This window comes from Bradyrhizobium sp. Pha-3 (assembly GCF_042258325.1).
In the GTDB taxonomy this organism is placed as follows: Bacteria; Pseudomonadota; Alphaproteobacteria; order Rhizobiales; family Xanthobacteraceae; genus Bradyrhizobium; species Bradyrhizobium elkanii.
In genome coordinates this window covers 5,116,966-5,135,208 of record NZ_CP170151.1, presented here as the reverse complement: position 1 = coordinate 5,135,208, position 18,243 = coordinate 5,116,966, and the positions used below count along the sequence as shown (strand labels likewise).

Below are 18,243 nucleotides of genomic sequence, written 5' to 3'. Positions count from 1 at the left end.
AGGTGCCGCAGCCAAGCGGTTGGGACTGCGATCCGCGCTCCGGCCGAAACAAAGAAGAACAGGGCAAGAAAAATAAGGGAAGGAACGGATCTCACATGAAGGAATTTGCCGGAAAGATCGCCGTCATCACCGGTGGCGGCACGGGCATGGGGCGCGAGCTGGCACGGCAGCTCGTTGCCGAGGGCTGCAATGTCGCGATGTGCGACGTCTCGGCCGAGGCGATGGCCGAGACCAAGCGGCTCTGCGAGGTCGAGAAGCTGCCGCAGGGCCTGCGCATCACGACCCACATTGCCGACGTCTCGATCGAGGATCACTACAAGCGCTTCCGCGATGAGCTGATCGAGCAGCAGGCGACCGACAAGATCCACCTGCTGTTCAACAACGCCGGCATCGGTGGCGGCGGCAGCCTGTTCACCAACACGCGCGAGCAATGGGAACGCACCTTCAACATCTGTTGGGGCGGCGTCTATCTCGGCGTCCGCACCTTCCTGCCGCTGTTGGTGAAGGCCGACGAGGCGCACATCGTCAACACCTCGAGCGTCAACGGCTTCTGGGCCTCGGTCGGCATGGGCGTGTCGCACACCGCCTACAGCGCGGCGAAATTTGCCGTGAAGGGATTCACCGAGGCGATGATCAACGATCTCCGCCTCAATGCGCCGCATGTGAAGTGCTCGGTCGTGATGCCCGGCCACATCGGCACCTCGATCGTGTCGAACTCGCGCAAGGTGCAGAACGGCTCCGACCAACTCAATGCCGACGAGCTCAAGCAGGCCCGTCAGCGTCTGCAGGGGCAGGGGATCGACGTCGCCAAGATGTCGGATGCCGACATCCAGCAGCTCGCGCTCGATCGCGCCCGCATCTTCCATGACGAAGCCCCGACCTCGGCCGCGGCCGCCGCCAAGATCATCCTCGACGGCGTCAAGGCCGAGCGCTGGCGCATCCTGGTCGGTGACGATGCGCATCTGCTCGACGAGCGCGTGCGCAAGACTCCGGAACAGGCCTACACGCCGGAGTTCTACCAGAACATCGTAGCGGCAACCGGCTGGAAGGTCGGCTGAGCGACCGTCCCGCATCGCGTACGGGACGGCTTCACACAAGGGCTATCCGCGCATCGCGCGCTGGCGCGAGCCCGCCTGATAAGCGAGGCGGTAATGCCCCGAGCAATAGGGCATGCCGCCGAGCGGCGTGTTGCCGCAGAAGCAGAAATCATCGGCGCCCGGGGTGCTGATCGGCCAGCGGCAGCGCTGCTCGCTCAGCTCGAACAGCGAGCAATTGTTGGCGCTGACGATGGGTGCATCGTCGCAGGGCTGCTCGTAGACCGTCTGAAGCAGCCGGAGCTGCTGCTTGGCGGTCGCCCGTTGCGCGACGTGCGCGGCGGATTTCTTGCGCCGGGCCCGCCGTTCGTCCGGCGTCGCGCGCGTGAGGTTCAGCCGCGACAGCTTGCCGATCACCGCATTGCGGCTGACGCCGATATTGACGGCGATATCGCGGCAGGAGAGGCCGGCTTCAAAGTAGATCTTGAGTTGGTCGACGCGCTCCGGCGTCCAGGTTGGTTCGATGGCAATCATCTGACGGTTCCACGTTCTGTGTTGAACCGCCGCGCCGGCACACGCCTGAGCTCACCACGCGATGACAAGCGATCGCGCCGTGATCTCATTCCCCTTTTGAGCATGATCTCTTCGGAAAACCGGTCTCCACTTTTCCGGATCATGCTCTAGGGCGTGCGGCCGTTGTCGCGGATTGCAAGCAACCCGTCCTTGATGGCGAGCCGAATGCCTTCCTCGATCAATGTCCGTGCAACGCCCGGGACGCTCGTGCCGTGGGTGCCCTGTCTCACCAGCTTCTCGAGGTATCCGATGGTCGAGAGCGCCAGCGTGACCGGGACGCGGTCGGTTTCGGCCTTTTCCGTAGCCATGGTGAAACGCTTAACCCTGAACGGCCGCACTGAAAAGTATCTATTTAGAGTCTATTTAGGAATGTGGCGATCCGTCAAGCCATGGACCGCAAAATGCGGGCAGCCGCGTCCAGCCGCGCCGGAGGCCAGTTCCGGCGCGGTACTGTAATCAGATTGTCTTGAATAATGAGGGTGTTAGGACCGTAACTCGACCTTGACCGGGAACTTCTTGAGAAGTCGCTCAGCCGTCTCTGCCTTGTCCGGAGGCCCGCTCACACTCAGGTACAGCCCGCGGGACGGATCGGTGATCGCGTCGACACTGACCACGCCGGACAATCCTTCCAGCGCCAGCAGCTCGCGCGCGGCCTCGCCGGCGGCGATCTCGCGCAGCTTCGGCTTGAAGATCTTGCCGACCGGCGTGACCGGCATCTCCGCAATCACCGACACCACGCGCGGGCGCGCCGGCGGCTCCAGGATGTTGTCCTGCACGAAGGCTGCGAGCGCGTTCGGATCGATATGGGAGCCGGGCTGCGCCGAGACGAACAGCATCGGCACTTCGCCGGCGTAGGTGTCGGGACGTCCGACGGCTGCGGCAAGCGCCACGCCCGGAAAGGCCAGCGCGGCGTCCTCGATCGCGCGCGGATCGATGTTGTGGCCGCCGCGGATGATGACGTCCTTGGCACGGCCCATGATGTAGACGAAGCCGTCGGCATCGATCCGGCAGATGTCGCCGGTGCGCAGCCAGCCGTCGCGGAACGCCTCCTCGGTCTGCTTCTTGTCGACATAGCCGGCGAACACCTGCGGGCCCCTGGTCAGCAGTTCGCCGACCGGCGAGGGCCACGGCCCGGTGTGGAGCTTGCCGCCGTCGAGGATCGCAAGCTCGACCAGCGGATTGCGGGTGCCGACGCTCTCGGCGCGCGGCTTCACGCCATGCACATCGTGAGTGATGGCACCGGCAAGTTCGGTCATGCCGTAGAGCTGCTGGATGCAGGGGCCGCCCCAGGTCGCAAGATAACGCCGCTCGATCTCCGGTGGGCAGATCGAGGCGCCGGTGGCAGTGACACGCAGGGTCGAGATGTCGCTGTCCGCGACCGGGATATCGGCGAGGGCGCCGAGTATCGTCGGCACGTTGCCGGCGATGTTGATGCGGTACTTCTCGATGATCTGCCAGAAGTGCCGGACCAGCGCCGGATCGCGCGCGCCGGCGGGGCCGGGGATGACCATCGTCGTGCCGGCCGCCAGGGAATTGGCCGTGGTGCAGAACAGGCCGCCGACATGGAACAGCGGCATCGTGATCATCGCGCGCTCGCCGCGATGGAAATCGAGCGCCATCCGCGAGGATACCGTGGAGGCAACCATCGCGCGATTGGTGAGCCGCGCCACCTTGGGATGGCCGGTGGTGCCGCCGGTCGGCAGCATCACGGCGACGCGGTCGGCCTCGCTCATGTCCCTGGACTTGCCGTAGTCGTCGCGCCAGGCGGGATCAGGCCGCAGCACCTCGCCGTCGAAGGCGATGCTGCCGTCGAGCGGCACGATCACGATGCGCCTCAGGGACGGCACCTCGCGCTGCAGGCCCTCGACCCTCTCATAGAGCCCGCCCGGCATGCCCGGCGGGGGCGCCAGCAACAGCTTTGCGTTGATCGCATTGAGCTGGGCGACGATTGCCTCGCGCGTGAACAGCAAGTTGAGCGGCTCGGCGACACCGCAGGCGGCAGCGCCGAAGATCGCGACGACGGTCGCGGGGCACGCCGGGAGCAGGACAGCCACCGCATCGTCCTTGCCGATGCCCTGCTTACGGAAATAGGTTTCAGCGGCCTTGATGCAGCCCATCAAATGATCGTTCGAGATCACGACCGGGTCGGGATCGAGCGGCGAGCGCAGATAGATCGCGGCTTCGGCGTCCGGCGCGCCCTGCGGGCCGCGGGCAATGAGGTCGAGGATGCGCGGGCAGGCGGCGAGCGTCTCGTGCATCTCCCGGTCGCGCGCAGCCTCGTCGGCCGGCGAAAGCCTGTCCTTCAGCATATCCGTCCCCGTCCATTCTTGTTCGTTGGGATGGGGATTGTATCGAGCCGTGCTCGCGGAACACAAGTGCGGCTTATCGACCGCCTGTCAGCCGTGGACCACGGATTTGGCGATCATGCAGTGGATGCCCTTGGAGCCGTTGACCGTCTGCGTCACGCGCAGGTCGGCGGCCAGACTGCACAGCGTGTAGGCGTCCTCACGCGACAGATTGCGCTTCTCGCCGAGCAGCACGATCATGTCGCGCAGCGCCCGCACCACGCACTGGTCGAGATCGGGATCCATCGCCATGGTCATGTAATGGTCCACGGTCTCTGCGCGTGGATAGGCGAGCTGGATATCCTTGCGCAGTGTGAGGCGGAAGCGGCCGGTCACCGCGGTCTCGATCGCGGTGACGCAGACCTCGCCGTCGCCCTGCACGCCGTGGCCGTCGCCGCAGGAGAACAGCGCGCCCGGAACGAACACCGGCAGATAGAGCTTGGCGCCGGCGCCGAGCTCCTTGTTGTCGAGATTGCCGCCCATTGCGCGCGGGATCAGCGAGGAGATGCGGCCCCAGGCCGGCGGCGGCGACACCCCCATTACGCCGAAGAACGGCTTGAGCGGCAGATCGAGCCCCCAGGGCATGCGGCCGACCATGCGCCCGCGATCAAGCGGGATGTTGAGGACGCGTGTCTCGTGGAAATCGTCGGGCAGGGTGCCGGACAATGGCTTGATCAGATTGTAACCCCAGTCCTGTCGCAGCTGAACGTCGAGAATATCGACCTCGAGCACGTCGCCGGGTTCGGCGGCGCTGACGGCGATCGGGCCGGTCAGAATATGTCCGGGTACCATCCGCTCGCACTTGGCATGGATGTCGTCGAGCTCCGGCGGAACGAAGAATTTGCCGCGATCGGGCACCACGTCCGGGCCGCCGCTGACGGTCTCGATCGTGATCTCGTCGCCGCTCGCGACGGTCAGAACCGGTTTCAGCTTGGCTTCAAAGAAGCCCCAATGGCAGGTTTCGGGGCTCGACTTCAGATGATGATGGGTCATGTGACGGCTTTTGATTAGTTTCCCAGCAGCGTATGACGCTGTAGCAGAACTTCGCAGGGGCTTCTCTTGTTTTTTGTGCTCTCCAAGACGCTCGGCATCATGCTGCTGCCGATCAACTTCCTGATCGGTATCGGCGTGATCGGCACCGTGCTGTTGTTGACACGGTTTGCGCGCCGCGGCCGCAGGTTGATGGTTGCCGCGCTGCTGCTGCTTGCGATCTGCGGCTTCTCGCCGCTCGGCAATGTCCTGATCTCGACATTGGAGCAGCGCTTCCCGCCATGGGACGCCTCACGCGGCGCGCCGGACGGCATCATCGTGCTCGGCGGCTCGATCGATGCCGATCTGTCGGTTGCGCATGGCACGCCGGTGGTGCGCAGCGCGGCCGATCGCGTCATCGCGGCGGCGGCGCTCGCGCGCAGATATCCTAATGCGCGCCTCGTCTTCACCGGCGGCAGCGCAAACCTGATCTCGAACGATGCGCGCGAAGCCGACTATGCCGCCGAGATGTTCGAGGGTCTCGGTATTGCCAGGTCGCGATTGATCATCGAGCGCCGCTCCCGCAACACGGTGGAGAACGCCGAGTTCTCCAGGGCGCTGGTCGATCCCAAACCGGGCGAGCGCTGGCTGCTCGTCACCTCGGCCTACCACATGCCGCGCTCGGTCGGGCTGTTCCGCAAGGCGGGATTCAACGTCGAGGCCTATCCGGTCGACTGGCGCGTCGGGAATGTCTTCAGCTTCGCGACGCTCGCGATCGAGGGCCTCTCGCGCACCGATCTCGGCACACGGGAGTGGATCGGGCTTCTGGCCTATCATCTGGCTGGCAGAACCGATGATTTGCTGCCGGGACCGGCCGCGCGCTGAGCCGCAGGGACTTGTCGCCTCCAACGGCCAATCCTAACATCGACGCAACAGGCGGCGCCAAGCCGCCGATCACGGGAGTTCACGCCATGCAACAGCAGACACCGCCGGAACAGTTCGACCTCGGCGCAATCGTCACCGATCTGAACAATCTGCTGCGGCTGAAGACCACGGTCATCGGCATCAAGATGTTCGCGCGCGTCGAGGAGATGGAGGCGATCCCGAAGATCCGCCGTCCGTCGGCGGTCCACACGACGGACCAGATCGTCAGCATGGCCTCGCGGCTCGGCTGGACCGTCGGCATCACCGGCGACGATCTGGTCGGCGCGCAATGCCGCGCGGTGATCGGGCTCGCGCCGCAGGACGAGAAATGGCTTGCCGGCGAGAACTATGTCGGTGTTTGGCACGGCACCGCCGAAGACGCGCGCAAGCGTCAGGAGGCGCTCGATGTGGTGCCTTACGGCCAGTACCAGGCGATGGCGGTGAGCCCGCTGACCAGCGGCCGCCTCAATCCGCCCGACATCTGCCTCGTCTATGCGACGCCGGGTCAGATGATCATCCTGATCAACGGCCTCCAATATACCGGCTACAAGAAGTTCGAGTGGGGCGTGGTCGGCGAAACCGCCTGCGCGGATTCGTGGGGGCGGGCGCTGAAGACCGGCGAGCCGAGCCTGTCGCTGCCATGCTTCGCCGAGCGCCGCTACGGCGGCGTGCCCGACGAGGAGATGCTGATGGCGCTGCCGCCGGCCTATCTGGTGAAGGCGATCGCCGGCATGAAGCAGCTTGCCAAGAACGGCTTGCGCTACCCGATCGCGCCCTACGGCATCCAGGCCGACGTGCGCGCCGGCATGGGCGTATCGTACAAGAAATAGCGCATTGCGTCGCCGCGCCCGCGATGACAAAAGGCGCCCAATTCGCTGCGCAAGGAGCCTGATCCATGTCCTCGTCGAAACTCGACATCGTCGTCTACGGTGCGACCGGCTTCACCGGCCAGCTCGTCGCCGAATATCTCGCGGTGCATTATCGCGACGGCAGCCTGAAATGGGCGATGGCCGGGCGTAGCAAGGACAAGCTCGCCTCGGTACGCGACGCGATCGGCGCGCCCGCCGACACGCCGCTGATCGTCGCCGATGCCGGCGATGCCGCCTCGCTGAAGGCGATGCTGGCGCAAACCAAGTCTGTCATCTCGACCGTCGGACCGTATCAGCTCTATGGCAACGAGCTGATCGCGGCCTGCGTCGAAAGCGGCACCGACTATTTCGATCTCTGCGGCGAGCCGGTCTGGATGCGGCAGATGATCGACAAATACGAAGCCGCGGCAAAGGCCAGCGGCGCGCGCATCGTGTTCTCCTGCGGCTTCGACTCGGTGCCGTTCGAGCTCGGCGCGTTCTTCGTCCAGGAGGAAGCGAGGCGCGTGTTCGGCGCGCCGGCGTCGCGCGTCAAGGGCCGCGTGCGCGACATGCGCGGTACGCTGTCCGGCGGTACCGCGGCGAGCGCCAAGGCGACGTTCGATGCGGTCGCCAAGGACCTCAGCCTGGTTGCGATCCTCAACAACCCGTTCGCGCTGACGCCGGGCTTCGAGGGGCCGAAGCAGCCGCGCGGCAGCAAGCCGGCCTACGAGGAGGATCTGCACTCTTGGACCGCGCCGTTCATGATGGCGCTGATCAACACGCGCAACGTCCACCGCTCCAACATGCTGATGGGCTTTCCCTACGGACGGGACTTCGTCTACGACGAGATGGTCCTGACCGGCCCGGGCGAGAAGGGCGAGGCCAACGCCAAGCGCGTGATGGCGCTGAACGCCGAGAAGACCGGCCCGAGCGCGCCGAAGCCGGGCGAGGGCCCGTCAAAGGAAGAGCGCGAGAACGGCCGCTACGATCTGCTCTATCTCGCGGTCGCGCCCGACGGGCGCATGGTCCGCGCCGGCGTCAAGGGCGATCGCGATCCCGGCTATGGCTCGACCTCGAAGATGATCTCGGAATGCGCGATCTGCCTGTTGCGCGATACGCCCGACGTTGCGCCCGGCTTCTGGACGCCGGGAGCCGCGATGCAGCACAAGCTCATCAAGCGCCTGGTCGATCACGCCGGGCTGACGTTCGAGGTCGAGAAGTAGCTTTAGCCGTCCCTATCGGTGTCATCGCCCGGCTTGACCGGGCGATCCAGTACTCCGCGGCCTCTCGGTTGAAGCACGAGCGTCTCTGGAATACTGGATGCCCCGCTTTCGCGGGGCATGACAGCCAGCGCTACGCCGCCGCCCGCGGATCATACGCGTACATGAAGTCCATGCCCTTGGACGACACCGGCAGCAGCAGCTTCAGGATATGATCGCGCAGCCAGGCGCCGGTCGGGCTGAACTCGCGCTTGCTGTTGCCGTTGCGGCGGGCGATTGCGACGATCTTCTCGGCGCGTGGGCGCCGCTCGTGCTCGAAGGCCTGGAACGTCATGCCGAGCTCCTGGCCCTCGCGCATCAGGATGCCGAGCCGCAGCGCGTCCTCCAGCGCCAGCGATGCGCCTTGGCCGGCATGCGGGCTGGTGGCGTGCGCGGCGTCGCCGATCAACAGCGTGCGCTTGCGCGACCAGGTCGGCAGCGTTGCGACGTCGAGCGTGTCGGTGACCACGATATTTTCGGCGGCTTCGATGATCGCAGGGATCGGCGCGTGCCAGCCGGCGTGGAAATCGCGCAGATGCTGCCTGATCGCGTCCTGGCTCTGCAGCCGGTAGGCCGCCGCGGTCATGCCGTGCGACGGCTGCGTGCTCCACCACATCGCGCCCGTGTCCGGATCGGGGCTGCACATCCCATAGCCGAAGAAGCCGCTCTGCCCGAACGTGGTCGCCACCCGTTGGCCGATCGGCAGCTTCTCGATCACCGCGCGGGGGACGAATCCGCCGAAGCCGATCAGCCCGGTGTCGAACGGCGTCGGCCCATCCGGGATCACGTGGCGCCGCACCGCCGAGTGCACGCCGTCGGCGCCGATCACGAAATCGCCTTCGGCGGTGGTTCCGTCGTTGAAATAGGCGATGACGGGCTGGTCGCCGCGGTCCTCGATCTTCACCAGCTTCTTCTCAAAGAACACCGAGACGTTGGAGGCCCAGGCTTTGTCGATCAGCGTCTCGTTCAGCGTCGCGCGGCACATGTTCACCGCGGGCTGGCCGAAGCGCTGCTGCATGTTCTGATTGAGCGAGCCGAGCTTCTTGCCGCCTTGCGAATAGAAGTCGAAGGACTCCGCGATCGAGCCGTTGCGGATCAATTCGTCGGCGAGGCCAAGCTCGGCCAGCACATGCATGCCGTTCGGCGCGATCTGCAGTCCGCCGCCGATCCCGGCGGAGTAGGGCCAGGCTTCATAGAGCTCGGCCTCGATGCCGGCCCGGGTCAGGAACATCGCGCTCACTGGACCTGCGATGCCGGCGCCGATGATCAGAGCTTTACGGGGACGAGAGGTCATGCCTTGCTCCATGCATCGGTGTGGGGTAGGAAAAGTCAGTTGCTAACTATCTTAGTATATAAGATATAAGGCGAGTAAGATACAGGAGCCGCCTTGTCAAGTGCGAAGTCGCGCGCAGCGCTGATGCAGGAACTCGAGGAGGCGATGCGCCGGTCATCCGCGCAGGGCGTGATGTACGGCCAAGCCGTTGCGAACATGGCCGGAATTTCCAACTCCGACATGGAATGCATGGACATCCTGCATCTGGAGGGGCGCGTGACCGCCGGCCGTCTCGCCGAAGTCACCGGCCTGACCACGGGCGCGATCACCGGCGTGGTCGATCGTCTGGAGAAGGCGGGTTACGTGCGCCGCGAGCGGGACGAGAGCGACCGCCGCAAGGTCTTCATCTCGGTGGTGGAGGAAAAGGCGGCGGAGATCGGCAAGTTCTACGTGCCGATGCAGGAGGCGATGCTCAAGCTGTGGAGCGGCTACACCGACGACGAGCTGCGCTTGCTGCTGCGCTTCGCCAATGACGGCTACAAGGGCGTGCTGGAAGCGACCGGAGCATTGAAGGCGGTGATCGACATGCCGCCGGAGCAGCGCGCCAGTCTCAAGATGCCGCCGAAGATTCGTCGATGATCCGCGCCGACGTCGCGCGATAGCGCTCGGCGGCCGCATACATGCCCCACATCGTGCCCAGCATCATCCAGAAGTGCCGCCAATGGTCGGTATCGATGATGAAGCTTTCGCCGACGAAGCCGAGGTACGCCGAGAAGACCGCGAGATAGCCGCGCTGCCACGGCACCTGCAGATAGACGTAGCGGAAGCCGATGATCGCGGTGACGAACACCAGCGCCGGATAGCAGATCCCCGAGATCCAGCCGCCCGACATGAAGGCGTTGAGATAGGAATTGTGGGTGTCCTCGGGGAAGTAGGTGTGGAATTGCAGCGGCCCGATGCCGAACGGCAGCTCCAGCGCCATCTGGGCGCCGAGGATGTGGCGGCCGAACCGGCCGAAGCGGCCTTCGTCGTAGCTCTGGTCGAAGCTCGCGCGCTGCTTGAACATGTCGGCGACCGAGCCGATCGAGAGCAGCACCGCGATCAGCGCCACGGCCAGGATCGCGGCGATCAAGGTCATCACGATGATGCGTGAGCGCTCCGCCTGCGAGCGGCTGGTGAACACCATCAGCGCCAGCATGAAGGCCGCGGTGATCACGAGGCCGCCCCAGGCGGCGCGCGAGAACGACAGCAGGATCGCGAGCGAGATGATGCCGAAGGCGATGGCGTTGCGGAACGCCTTGCCGAAGCGGTCGGAGACGACGCTCTGCAGCGTGAACAGCGCCGGCAGGATCAGGAAGGCGCCGAGCACGTTCGGATCCTTGAAGGTGCCGCGGGCGCGATCGTACAGCGTCAGCAGATCGTAGCCGCCGGGCACCAGACGGAAGTAGCCGGCGATGCCCGCGAGCGAGGCGATCATCGCGCCGACGATCAGGCCGCGGCGCAGCATGTCGAGGCGAGCTTCGGTGTCCTCCGACATCACCATCGCAAAGAAGATGACGGTGACGGCCATGTACCAGGAGGTGAGCACCCAGTTCACGACCTCCGGCTTGTCGAGGAACGGTATCGCACCGATGCTGTAGCCGACATTGAGCACGATCAATGTGAACAGCAGCGGCATGAACACGAGCCGCATGCGCAGGCCCGTGGCGAAGAACAGCACGCAGGCGGTCAGCGTGACGAGCTCATACGGGCTCGGCTCGATGAACACGATGGCGCCGGACGCGCCGGCCAGCCACACCAGCGCCCGCTGCAGCGCCAGCACGCCCGTTGGTGCTGATGTCAGCGAATGGGACGTCCCGGCTGTCGCCGCATAGGCCATCGGATACTCACGCAACGCAACAGATACATAACCTGACGCTCGTTCTTTGCGGGGAGCGTCGGCGGCAGGCTCTCGATCTCAGTACGCGTTCTCGCTCTTGGTCAGCAGCGAGAACGGGGTCTTGAGCAGGATGTAGAGGTCGAACAGCACCGACCAGTTTTCGATGTAGTAGAGGTCATATTCGACGCGCTTCTGGATCTTCTCGTCGGTGTCGACCTCGCCGCGCCAGCCGTTGATCTGCGCCCAGCCGGTGATGCCGGGCTTGACGCGGTGGCGGGCGAAGTAGCCGTCGACCGCCTCGTCGAACAGGCGGTTCTCCAGTTTGCTCTGCACGGCGTGCGGCCGCGGGCCGACCAGCGAGAGATTGCCCTTCAGCACGACGTTGAACAGTTGCGGCAATTCGTCGAGCGAGGTCTTGCGGATGAAGCGGCCGACGCGGGTGACGCGCGGATCGTTCTTGGTCACCACCTTGGAGGCGGTGGGATCGGCCTGATGATGGTAGAGCGAGCGGAATTTGTAGACGTCGATCCGCTCATTGTTGAAGCCGAAGCGCTTCTGGCGGAACAGCACCGGGCCGGGGCTGTCGAGTTTCACCGCGAGCGCCACCAGTCCCAACACCGGCAGCGCGGCAAGCAGCGCCAGGCCGCCGACCACGCGGTCGAACAGCCATTTCAGCACCAGATCCCAGTCGGTGATCGGCGCCTCGAACATATCGAGCGTCGGCACCTTGCCGATATAGGAATAGGAACGGGGGTGGAAGCGCAGCTTGTTGGTATAGGCCGAGAGGCGGATGTCGACCGGCAGCACCCACAGCTTCTTCAGCATTTCCAGGATGCGGGTCTCCGCCGAGATCGGCAGCGCGAACAGCACGAGGTCGACGCGGGTGCGGCGGGCGAATTCGACGATGTCATCGATCTTGCCGAGCTTCGGTGAGCCGGCGCAGGTATTGGTGGCGCGATCGTCATTGCGGTCGTCGAACACGCCGAGCAAGTGGATGTCGGAATCATTCTCGGCGTTCAGCGCCTCGATCAGCTGCTCGCCGTTGTGGTCGGCTCCGACGATGATGGTGCGGCGGTCGAGCCGGCCGTCATGCGCCCAGGCGCGCACCATCGATCGCAGCAGCAGCCGTTCGGCGATCAGGACCGCCAGGCCGACGCAGAAGAACGACGACAGCCAGACCCGCGAGACTTCGCCGCCGAGCTTGACCAGGAAGGAGATGCCGATGAACAGCAGGAACACGAAGGCCCATGACGAGATCATGCGCGTCATCTGGCGAAGCTGGCCGCGGAAGATCTGCACCTGGTAGATATCGGCGGCCTGGAAGCAGACCACGGCGGCAGCCGACATGCCGAGGATCGATGCGATGTATCCCCAGTGAATGCCCCCGCCGGCGAGCGGCCTGACATAGGCGAGATAAAGCCCGACGCCGACCAGGCTGAGCAGCACGAAGTCGGCGAGGCGAACCACGCCGGCGATCACGACCGGCGAGTAGGCGCCGCGAACCTTCTGGTTGGTAACGGCGAGCGCGGCCGGCGAGAGGCGCCGGCGCCGTTCGATCTGCGGCTGAGCGGCCGTCGCAGACGCAGCGGCATCCAGCATCGAGCGTGCGTTAAACGGTTCCACGAGTCCACGTCCATTCCTGCGCATGCAGATGGGCATCCGCGCGCAGCACGAAATTCCCCCGGACGTGACTTAAGGGGACAAATCGGAAGAAACGGTTACGTGTGCAAGAAGTGGTTAACGTTTGGCAAATGCGTCGCGATAGCCGGCCAGCACACCTTCGACCATCGCGTCCTGCGAGAAATGTTCCGAAATCCGCTCGCGCAGTCTGGCGGCGCGCGCCGCGGTCGCGGCGGGATTGTCCAGTGCGGTCTTGATCGCGTCGGCCATCGCCCCGGCATTGCTCGGCGCGAACAGGGCGTCGGTGTGGGTATCGAAGATTTCGGGGATGCCGCCGACATCGGCGGCGATCATCGGAACGCCGGCGGCGGCGGCCTCGATCACAACATAGGGCATCGAATCGCCGCGCGAGGGCACCACCAGCAGGCTGCCCTTGGAGAAACCGTAGCGCGCCTTGACGTGACCGATGAAGCGGACGGCCTCACCGAGCGACAGCCGCTTCACCTGCTCCTTGAGGCGCTCGAATTCCTCGCCGTCACCGCCGAGCGTCAGCGTCACCGGCTTGCCCTCGGCGCGCAGCTTCGCCACCGCGTCGATCAGGAGATCGGCGCCCTTGATGCGGCGGAACTCGCCGACATAGGCCACATCGGTGGCATCACCGGCGCGGGGGACCGGTTCGAATTCCTCCGCGGTGACGCCGTTGAACACGCAGCGCACGAGGCCTGCCGGCTTGCCGACGGTGCGCTGATAGGTGTCGCGGGCAAACGCGCTCTCGAACAGGAACAGGTCGGTGCTGTTCATCAGGGTGCGCTCGAGCTGGCTGTAGAAGCGGCCCTTCCAGGTGTCGAGCGGGTAGTGCAGCGAGCCGCCATGCGGCGTGTAGACCCGGATCACCTTGCTCGACCGCCGCCGCAGCCGAACAAAGGCGCCGGCCTTGGCGCCATGGCCGTGCACGACATCGGGTTTCAGCTTGCGGATCAGGCCGGCGATGTGGGCCCAGACCATGAAGTCGGCGAAGCGCGGCTCGCGGCGTATCGCCACGCGGCGGACGCCGAGCTTGAGCCGCGGCTCGATCTCGGCAAACGCCGCGTCGGCCCGCGCGCCGCCGGTCAGGCTGTCGGCGACGATTCCGACATGATGGCCGCGTTCGATCTGGCCGTTGGCGACATCGAGGATATGACGAATGATGCCGCCGACCGGGGCACGGACGACATGCAGGATGCGGAGCGGCGGTTGCTGATTTTGATCCTGCGCCATCGATCAGAACCAGCGCTCGCCGACGAACACGGTGTCGCCGGGGCCGATCGGCGTGCCCAGCGGAGCGACGAAGCGGCCCGCGCCGGATGCATCGGTGTGGGTGAGGGTGACCTCGTCGCGCCTGGCGCGCGGCGAGAAGCCGCCGGCGATCGCAACCGCGCTTTCGACCGTCATGTTGGGCACATAGGGATATTGTCCGGGGGCCTGGACTTCGCCGAGGATGAAGAACGGCCGGTAGGCCTCGATCTCGACCGCCACGGACGGCTCGCGGATGAAGCCGTTGCGCAGCCGTGCCGTGATCTCGGCGGCAAGCCCGGCAGACGTTCGGCCGCGCGCCGGCACCGAGCCGATCAGCGGCATGGTGATCGCGCCGGCGGCGTCGATCGCATAGGCGTTGGTGAGCCCTTCCTGGCCATAGACCACGACCCGGAGCTTGTCGCCGGGGCCGAGATTGTAGCCCTCGCGCGTCGGCGCGGGCTCGGCATAGGCCACGGGCGCAGCATACGCCATCGAATTGAGGCCGGGGTCGCCGGCGACCGGCGACGTCCGGCCCATGCAGCCCGACAGCGCGAGCGCAGCGACCAGGCAAATAAGGGGAGCGCGCAGATCGCGCATGTGAGGAATCCCGCGACAATATCGGCCTCGATTAACGGCACTCGTGGTTAACAAAGAATGACGGGCAGGGTGGTGGCCGCGATGTCCGTCAACCCCACCGATTAACCCAGCGGCAACCTTAATGGACTGTAATCGCCCCATTGCGATGGAGTCGCGGCGTCCGCGGGAGTTCGTTATGCGTTTTGCATTCTGGCGTAGAGGCAAGGATAAGGCCGTCGTGCAACGGGCGTTGCCGAAGTCTGCGCCCGTCGCCGACGACGCTGTCGTGAAGGCGGCCGCGCCCAAGCCTGCTTCTGACAAGCCTGCGCCTGACAAGCCGGCGCGTCCGGCGGAGGCGGCCGATCTCGACCTGCATGTGCTCGGCCGTGCGCTGGCGCGCAAGCGCGGCTGGATCATCGTGCCGACGGTGCTGGTGTTCGTGTTGTCGCTTGCCGCGGTCAACGTCGTGACGCCGCGCTACAAGTCGGAAGCGCGAATCCTGATCGACAATCGCGAGAACGCCTTCCTGCGTCCGAACGGCGAGCGCGACCTGGAGCGCACCTCGCTCGACGCCGAGGCGGTGACGAGCCAGGTGCAGTTGTTGCTGTCGCGCGATCTCGCGCGCGACATCATCAAGAAGAACAAGCTGGCCGAGCGTCCGGAGTTCGATCCGGTATTGCGGGGCTTTTCGCCGCTGAAGTCGCTGCTGGCGCTGTTCGGCATCGGCCGTGACCCGTTCAGCCTGACGCCGGAAGAGCGGGTGCTTGATTCCTACTACGAGCGCTTCCAGGCTTTTGCGGTCGACAAGTCGCGGGTCATGGTGATCGAATTCCAGTCCGAGGATCCCGAGCTTGCGGCGCGCGTCGCCAACTCGATCGCGGACGGCTATCTCGTGCTGCAGCAGGCCGCGCGGCAGGACCAGGCCAAATCCGCCAGCACATGGCTGCTCGGCGAGATCGACAAGCTGCGCACCAAGGTCGCGGACGCGGATTCGCGCGTCGAGGAATTCCGCTCGAAGTCGAGCCTGTTCGTCGGTACCAACAACATCCCGCTGTCGAACCAGCAGATGGGCGAGCTGAACACGCAGCTCAACAATGCCCGCGCGCTGAAGGCGGATGCCGAGACCAAGGCGCGGCTGATCCGCGAGATGCTTCAGGGCGGCAAGCCGATCGAGGCCTCGGAGGTGCTCAATTCCGAGCTGATCCGCCGGCTCGCCGAACAGCGCGGCACGCTGCGCGCGCAGCTTGCCGAGCAGTCGTCGACGCTGCTCGACAACCATCCGCGCATCAAGGAATTGAAGGCTCAGATCGCCGATCTCGACCGGCAATTGCGCGAGGAAGCCGGCAAGGTTTCGCGCTCGCTGGACAATGACGCCCGCGTCGCCGATGGCCGTGTCATGGCGCTGCAGGCGAGCCTGGACCAGTCGAAGAAGCAGGCATCGTCGAGCAATAGCCAGGACGTGCAGCTGCGCGGGTTGGAGCGTGAGGCCAAGGCGCAGCGCGACCTGCTGGAGGCCTATCTCGCCAAGTATCGCGAGGCGACGGCGCGCGAGAACATCGAGGCCGCGCCGACCGACGGTCGCATCATCTCGCGCGCCTCGGTTTCGAATACGCCGGCCTATCCGAAGAAGCTGCCGATCGTGCTGATCGCGACGCTGGCGACGCTGCTGCTGTCGTCCGGCATCATCATCACCGGCGAGCTGCTGCGTATCTCCGCGCCCGGTGCGGTTGGCCGCGCCTTCGCGCCGGCGGCCGCCGTGATCAGGCGCCGCGAGCCGGTCATGGATGCCGCAACGGTGGACCAACCCGCGCCGGCGCTGCCGCCTGAACCCGCGCTCGCATCGCCGGTCGTGCCGAGGCCGACCGTGGAGCCCGAACTGCCGCTGGAGCCTGCGGCTGCCTATGAAGCTGAGCCGCAGCCCGCGTCCGCCCGGGCCGCCGACGAGATCTATGAGCTCGCCGAGCGCCTCGTCGCCGCCGGTCCCGCCGCCCACAAGGTCACGGTGCTCGGGCCCGCCGCCGCCGAAAGCGTTACGCTGACCGCCCTGACGCTGGCGCGTCTGATGGCGCGCCAGGCCAAGGTCGTCGTCGTCGATCTCGTCGCGTCCTCGCCGGTGCTGACGTCGGCGACCGTCGATCCCGCCGCGCCCGGCCTTGCCGAACTGATGCAGGGCGAGGCGACCTTCGCGCAGATCATCACCAAGGATCGGCAGTCGCGTGTTCAGATCGTCAGCGCCGGGCGTCCGGGCTTCGATCGCTCGCATCTGCAGTCGCCGCGGCTCGCACTTGCGATCGACGCGCTGCTCAGGGTCTACGATCACGTGCTGCTCGACGCCGGTTCGGCCGTCGACCTGCCGGCCGAACTGCTGACCGCGAAGGCGCAGGCGGTCGTCGTGCCGGACGCCGCCATGGCGCAGGATGCCCGCCGCTCGATGGACGAGCAACTCAGGGCGGTCGGCTTCGCCGAAGTGACGATGCTGAGCAAATCCTGCGCGGCGTCGGACGCGGCCGTGAGGGGCCCGCGGGTGGTGGCCGCCTGAGCGCCACCGTCAGCCCGTCGGGGTAAATCCGGTCGCCCGCACGATCCCCTTCCAGCGATCGGATTCGGTGGCGAGCAGTCGGGCAAAGTCATTCATCGCGATTGCGTCGACGTCGACCGACAGTTTGGCCATGCCGGACTTGACCTCGTCGGTGCGCAGTGACGCCTGGATCGCGCTGTTGAGTTGCGCGACGATTGCCGGAGGCGTCTTCCCCGGCAGGAAGATGCCGAACCAGGTCACGTCCTGAAGCGCGGGGAAACCGGCTTCCGCCACCGTCGGCACATCGGGGAGAGATTTGAGACGGCTGGGACCGGTCGTCGCCAGAGCGCGAAGCTGTCCGGACTGGACCTGGCCCAGCAGGCTGTCGATCGGCATCACCGCCGACGCGATCTCGCCCTTCAGGAGATCCTGGACCGCCCCTCTGCCTTGATAGGGCACGTGGAGATAGTCGAAGCCCGCGGTCCGGCCGAGCATCGCGCCGATGAAATGCAGCGTGGTGCCGACGCCCGGTGTGCCGTAGGTCGCCTGTGTCGGGTTGGCGCGGCACCAGGCGACGAAGTCGGCGAGGCTCCTGACGTCGTTCGGGACTTTCGGGCCGACCGCCAGCAACGTCGCGAATGAGCCGACGGTCGATACCGGCGTGAAGTCCTGCGGTGCATATGCGAGCGATTTGTAGGTGTGCGGAAACAGCGCGATGAACCCAAGCGGCGCGAGCAGCATGACCGATCCATCGGCCTCGGCGTTCTTCACGGCCTCGATCGCAATCCGGCCGCTCGCGCCGGGCCGGGTCTCGACGACGATTGAGTCGGCATAATCCTTCATCTGCCCGGCGATGAGCCTTGCGACGGCGTCCGGCAATCCGGGTGTGTAGCCGGTCAGGATATGGGCGGTCTTCAGGCGGGGCTGCGCGGCGACTGGCCGGACCAAGCCCGCGGCGGCGAGCGCGGCACCGGCCGCTGACGCGGTCAGGACGTCGCGACGGGTCAACATGCATGCCTCCATGGTCGTCGAGCCGCGCCGTCCGGGCCGCGACGATCTGCGTCATCGCACGCGGAGGATGCGTGAGGCGGGGATAAACGTCCAATGCTAGTGTCTGAGGCGTCCATAACCGTTTTGGTAAGGGTCGTTG

General features: G+C 65.9%; 16 protein-coding genes. 6 read left to right on the top strand and 10 right to left on the bottom strand.

The window, feature by feature from the left end:
- Positions 1–95: 95 nt before the first annotated feature.
- On the top strand, positions 96–1,058 hold the full coding sequence (locus ACE10X_RS24115) for an SDR family oxidoreductase (protein WP_375762972.1): 963 nt from the start codon (positions 96–98) through the stop codon (positions 1,056–1,058).
- Between the two features lie 42 nt (positions 1,059–1,100).
- Here ACE10X_RS24115 and ACE10X_RS24110 read toward each other — a convergent pair whose 3' ends face one another.
- From ACE10X_RS24110 to ACE10X_RS24095, 4 genes are all read right to left on the bottom strand, one after another.
- Positions 1,101–1,568 carry a GcrA family cell cycle regulator gene (locus ACE10X_RS24110; RefSeq protein WP_038385421.1) on the bottom strand — a complete coding sequence of 156 codons (468 nt, stop codon included), beginning with the start codon at positions 1,566–1,568 and terminating at the stop codon, positions 1,101–1,103.
- A 146-nt stretch (positions 1,569–1,714) separates the two neighbouring features.
- Positions 1,715–1,915: a hypothetical protein gene (locus tag ACE10X_RS24105; protein ID WP_016844973.1), complete on the bottom strand. Its 201-nt coding sequence runs from the start codon at positions 1,913–1,915 to the stop codon at positions 1,715–1,717.
- 174 nt (positions 1,916–2,089) lie between these two features.
- A complete protein-coding gene (locus tag ACE10X_RS24100) occupies positions 2,090–3,916 on the bottom strand; it encodes an AMP-binding protein (protein WP_375762971.1) in 1,827 nt (608 codons plus the stop codon).
- Positions 3,917–4,003: 87 nt separating this feature from the next.
- Positions 4,004–4,945: an acetamidase/formamidase family protein gene (locus ACE10X_RS24095; protein ID WP_375762970.1), complete on the bottom strand. Its 942-nt coding sequence runs from the start codon at positions 4,943–4,945 to the stop codon at positions 4,004–4,006.
- A 66-nt stretch (positions 4,946–5,011) separates the two neighbouring features.
- Between ACE10X_RS24095 and ACE10X_RS24090 the strand changes: the two genes are divergently transcribed.
- From ACE10X_RS24090 to ACE10X_RS24080, 3 genes are all read left to right on the top strand, one after another.
- A complete protein-coding gene (locus tag ACE10X_RS24090) occupies positions 5,012–5,806 on the top strand; it encodes a YdcF family protein (protein WP_085970650.1) in 795 nt (264 codons plus the stop codon).
- Positions 5,807–5,892: 86 nt separating this feature from the next.
- A complete protein-coding gene (locus tag ACE10X_RS24085; protein WP_038385424.1) occupies positions 5,893–6,675 on the top strand; it encodes a DUF169 domain-containing protein in 783 nt (260 codons plus the stop codon).
- 65 nt (positions 6,676–6,740) lie between these two features.
- Positions 6,741–7,916 (top strand): trans-acting enoyl reductase family protein, encoded by a 1,176-nt coding sequence (locus ACE10X_RS24080; protein ID WP_038385425.1) that lies wholly within the window; start codon positions 6,741–6,743, stop codon positions 7,914–7,916.
- Positions 7,917–8,046: 130 nt separating this feature from the next.
- Here the strand turns inward: ACE10X_RS24080 and ACE10X_RS24075 are convergent, their stop codons facing one another.
- Complete coding sequence (locus ACE10X_RS24075) at positions 8,047–9,246, bottom strand: NAD(P)/FAD-dependent oxidoreductase (protein ID WP_038385435.1); 1,200 nt, start codon at positions 9,244–9,246, stop codon at positions 8,047–8,049.
- Between the two features lie 123 nt (positions 9,247–9,369).
- Here ACE10X_RS24075 and ACE10X_RS24070 point away from each other — a divergent pair, with 123 nt between their 5' ends.
- Entirely contained in the window at positions 9,370–9,864 is a 495-nt protein-coding gene (locus ACE10X_RS24070; protein WP_085970651.1) for a MarR family transcriptional regulator, read from the top strand.
- Here ACE10X_RS24070 and ACE10X_RS24065 read toward each other — a convergent pair.
- The 4 genes from ACE10X_RS24065 to ACE10X_RS24050 all read right to left on the bottom strand — a co-directional run bounded on the left by ACE10X_RS24065 (position 9,836) and on the right by ACE10X_RS24050 (position 14,596).
- Positions 9,836–11,104, bottom strand: a complete 1,269-nt coding sequence (locus ACE10X_RS24065) for an O-antigen ligase (protein ID WP_038385427.1) — start codon at positions 11,102–11,104, stop codon at positions 9,836–9,838. The two genes, ACE10X_RS24070 and ACE10X_RS24065, sit on opposite strands and share 29 nt — an antisense overlap.
- Positions 11,105–11,182: 78 nt before the next feature.
- Positions 11,183–12,727, bottom strand: a complete 1,545-nt coding sequence (locus ACE10X_RS24060; RefSeq protein WP_375762969.1) for an undecaprenyl-phosphate glucose phosphotransferase — start codon at positions 12,725–12,727, stop codon at positions 11,183–11,185.
- A 114-nt stretch (positions 12,728–12,841) separates the two neighbouring features.
- Entirely contained in the window at positions 12,842–13,981 is a 1,140-nt protein-coding gene (locus tag ACE10X_RS24055) for a glycosyltransferase family 4 protein (RefSeq protein WP_038385429.1), read from the bottom strand.
- A 3-nt stretch (positions 13,982–13,984) separates the two neighbouring features.
- A complete protein-coding gene (locus ACE10X_RS24050) occupies positions 13,985–14,596 on the bottom strand; it encodes a polysaccharide biosynthesis/export family protein (RefSeq protein WP_038385430.1) in 612 nt (203 codons plus the stop codon).
- Positions 14,597–14,771: 175 nt separating this feature from the next.
- Here ACE10X_RS24050 and ACE10X_RS24045 point away from each other — a divergent pair, with 175 nt between their 5' ends.
- On the top strand, positions 14,772–17,114 hold the full coding sequence (locus ACE10X_RS24045; protein WP_375762968.1) for a GumC family protein: 2,343 nt from the start codon (positions 14,772–14,774) through the stop codon (positions 17,112–17,114).
- 9 nt (positions 17,115–17,123) lie between these two features.
- Here ACE10X_RS24045 and ACE10X_RS24040 read toward each other — a convergent pair whose 3' ends face one another.
- Positions 17,124–18,104, bottom strand: a complete 981-nt coding sequence (locus tag ACE10X_RS24040; RefSeq protein WP_375762967.1) for a Bug family tripartite tricarboxylate transporter substrate binding protein — start codon at positions 18,102–18,104, stop codon at positions 17,124–17,126.
- Between the last annotated feature and the right edge of the window lie 139 nt (positions 18,105–18,243).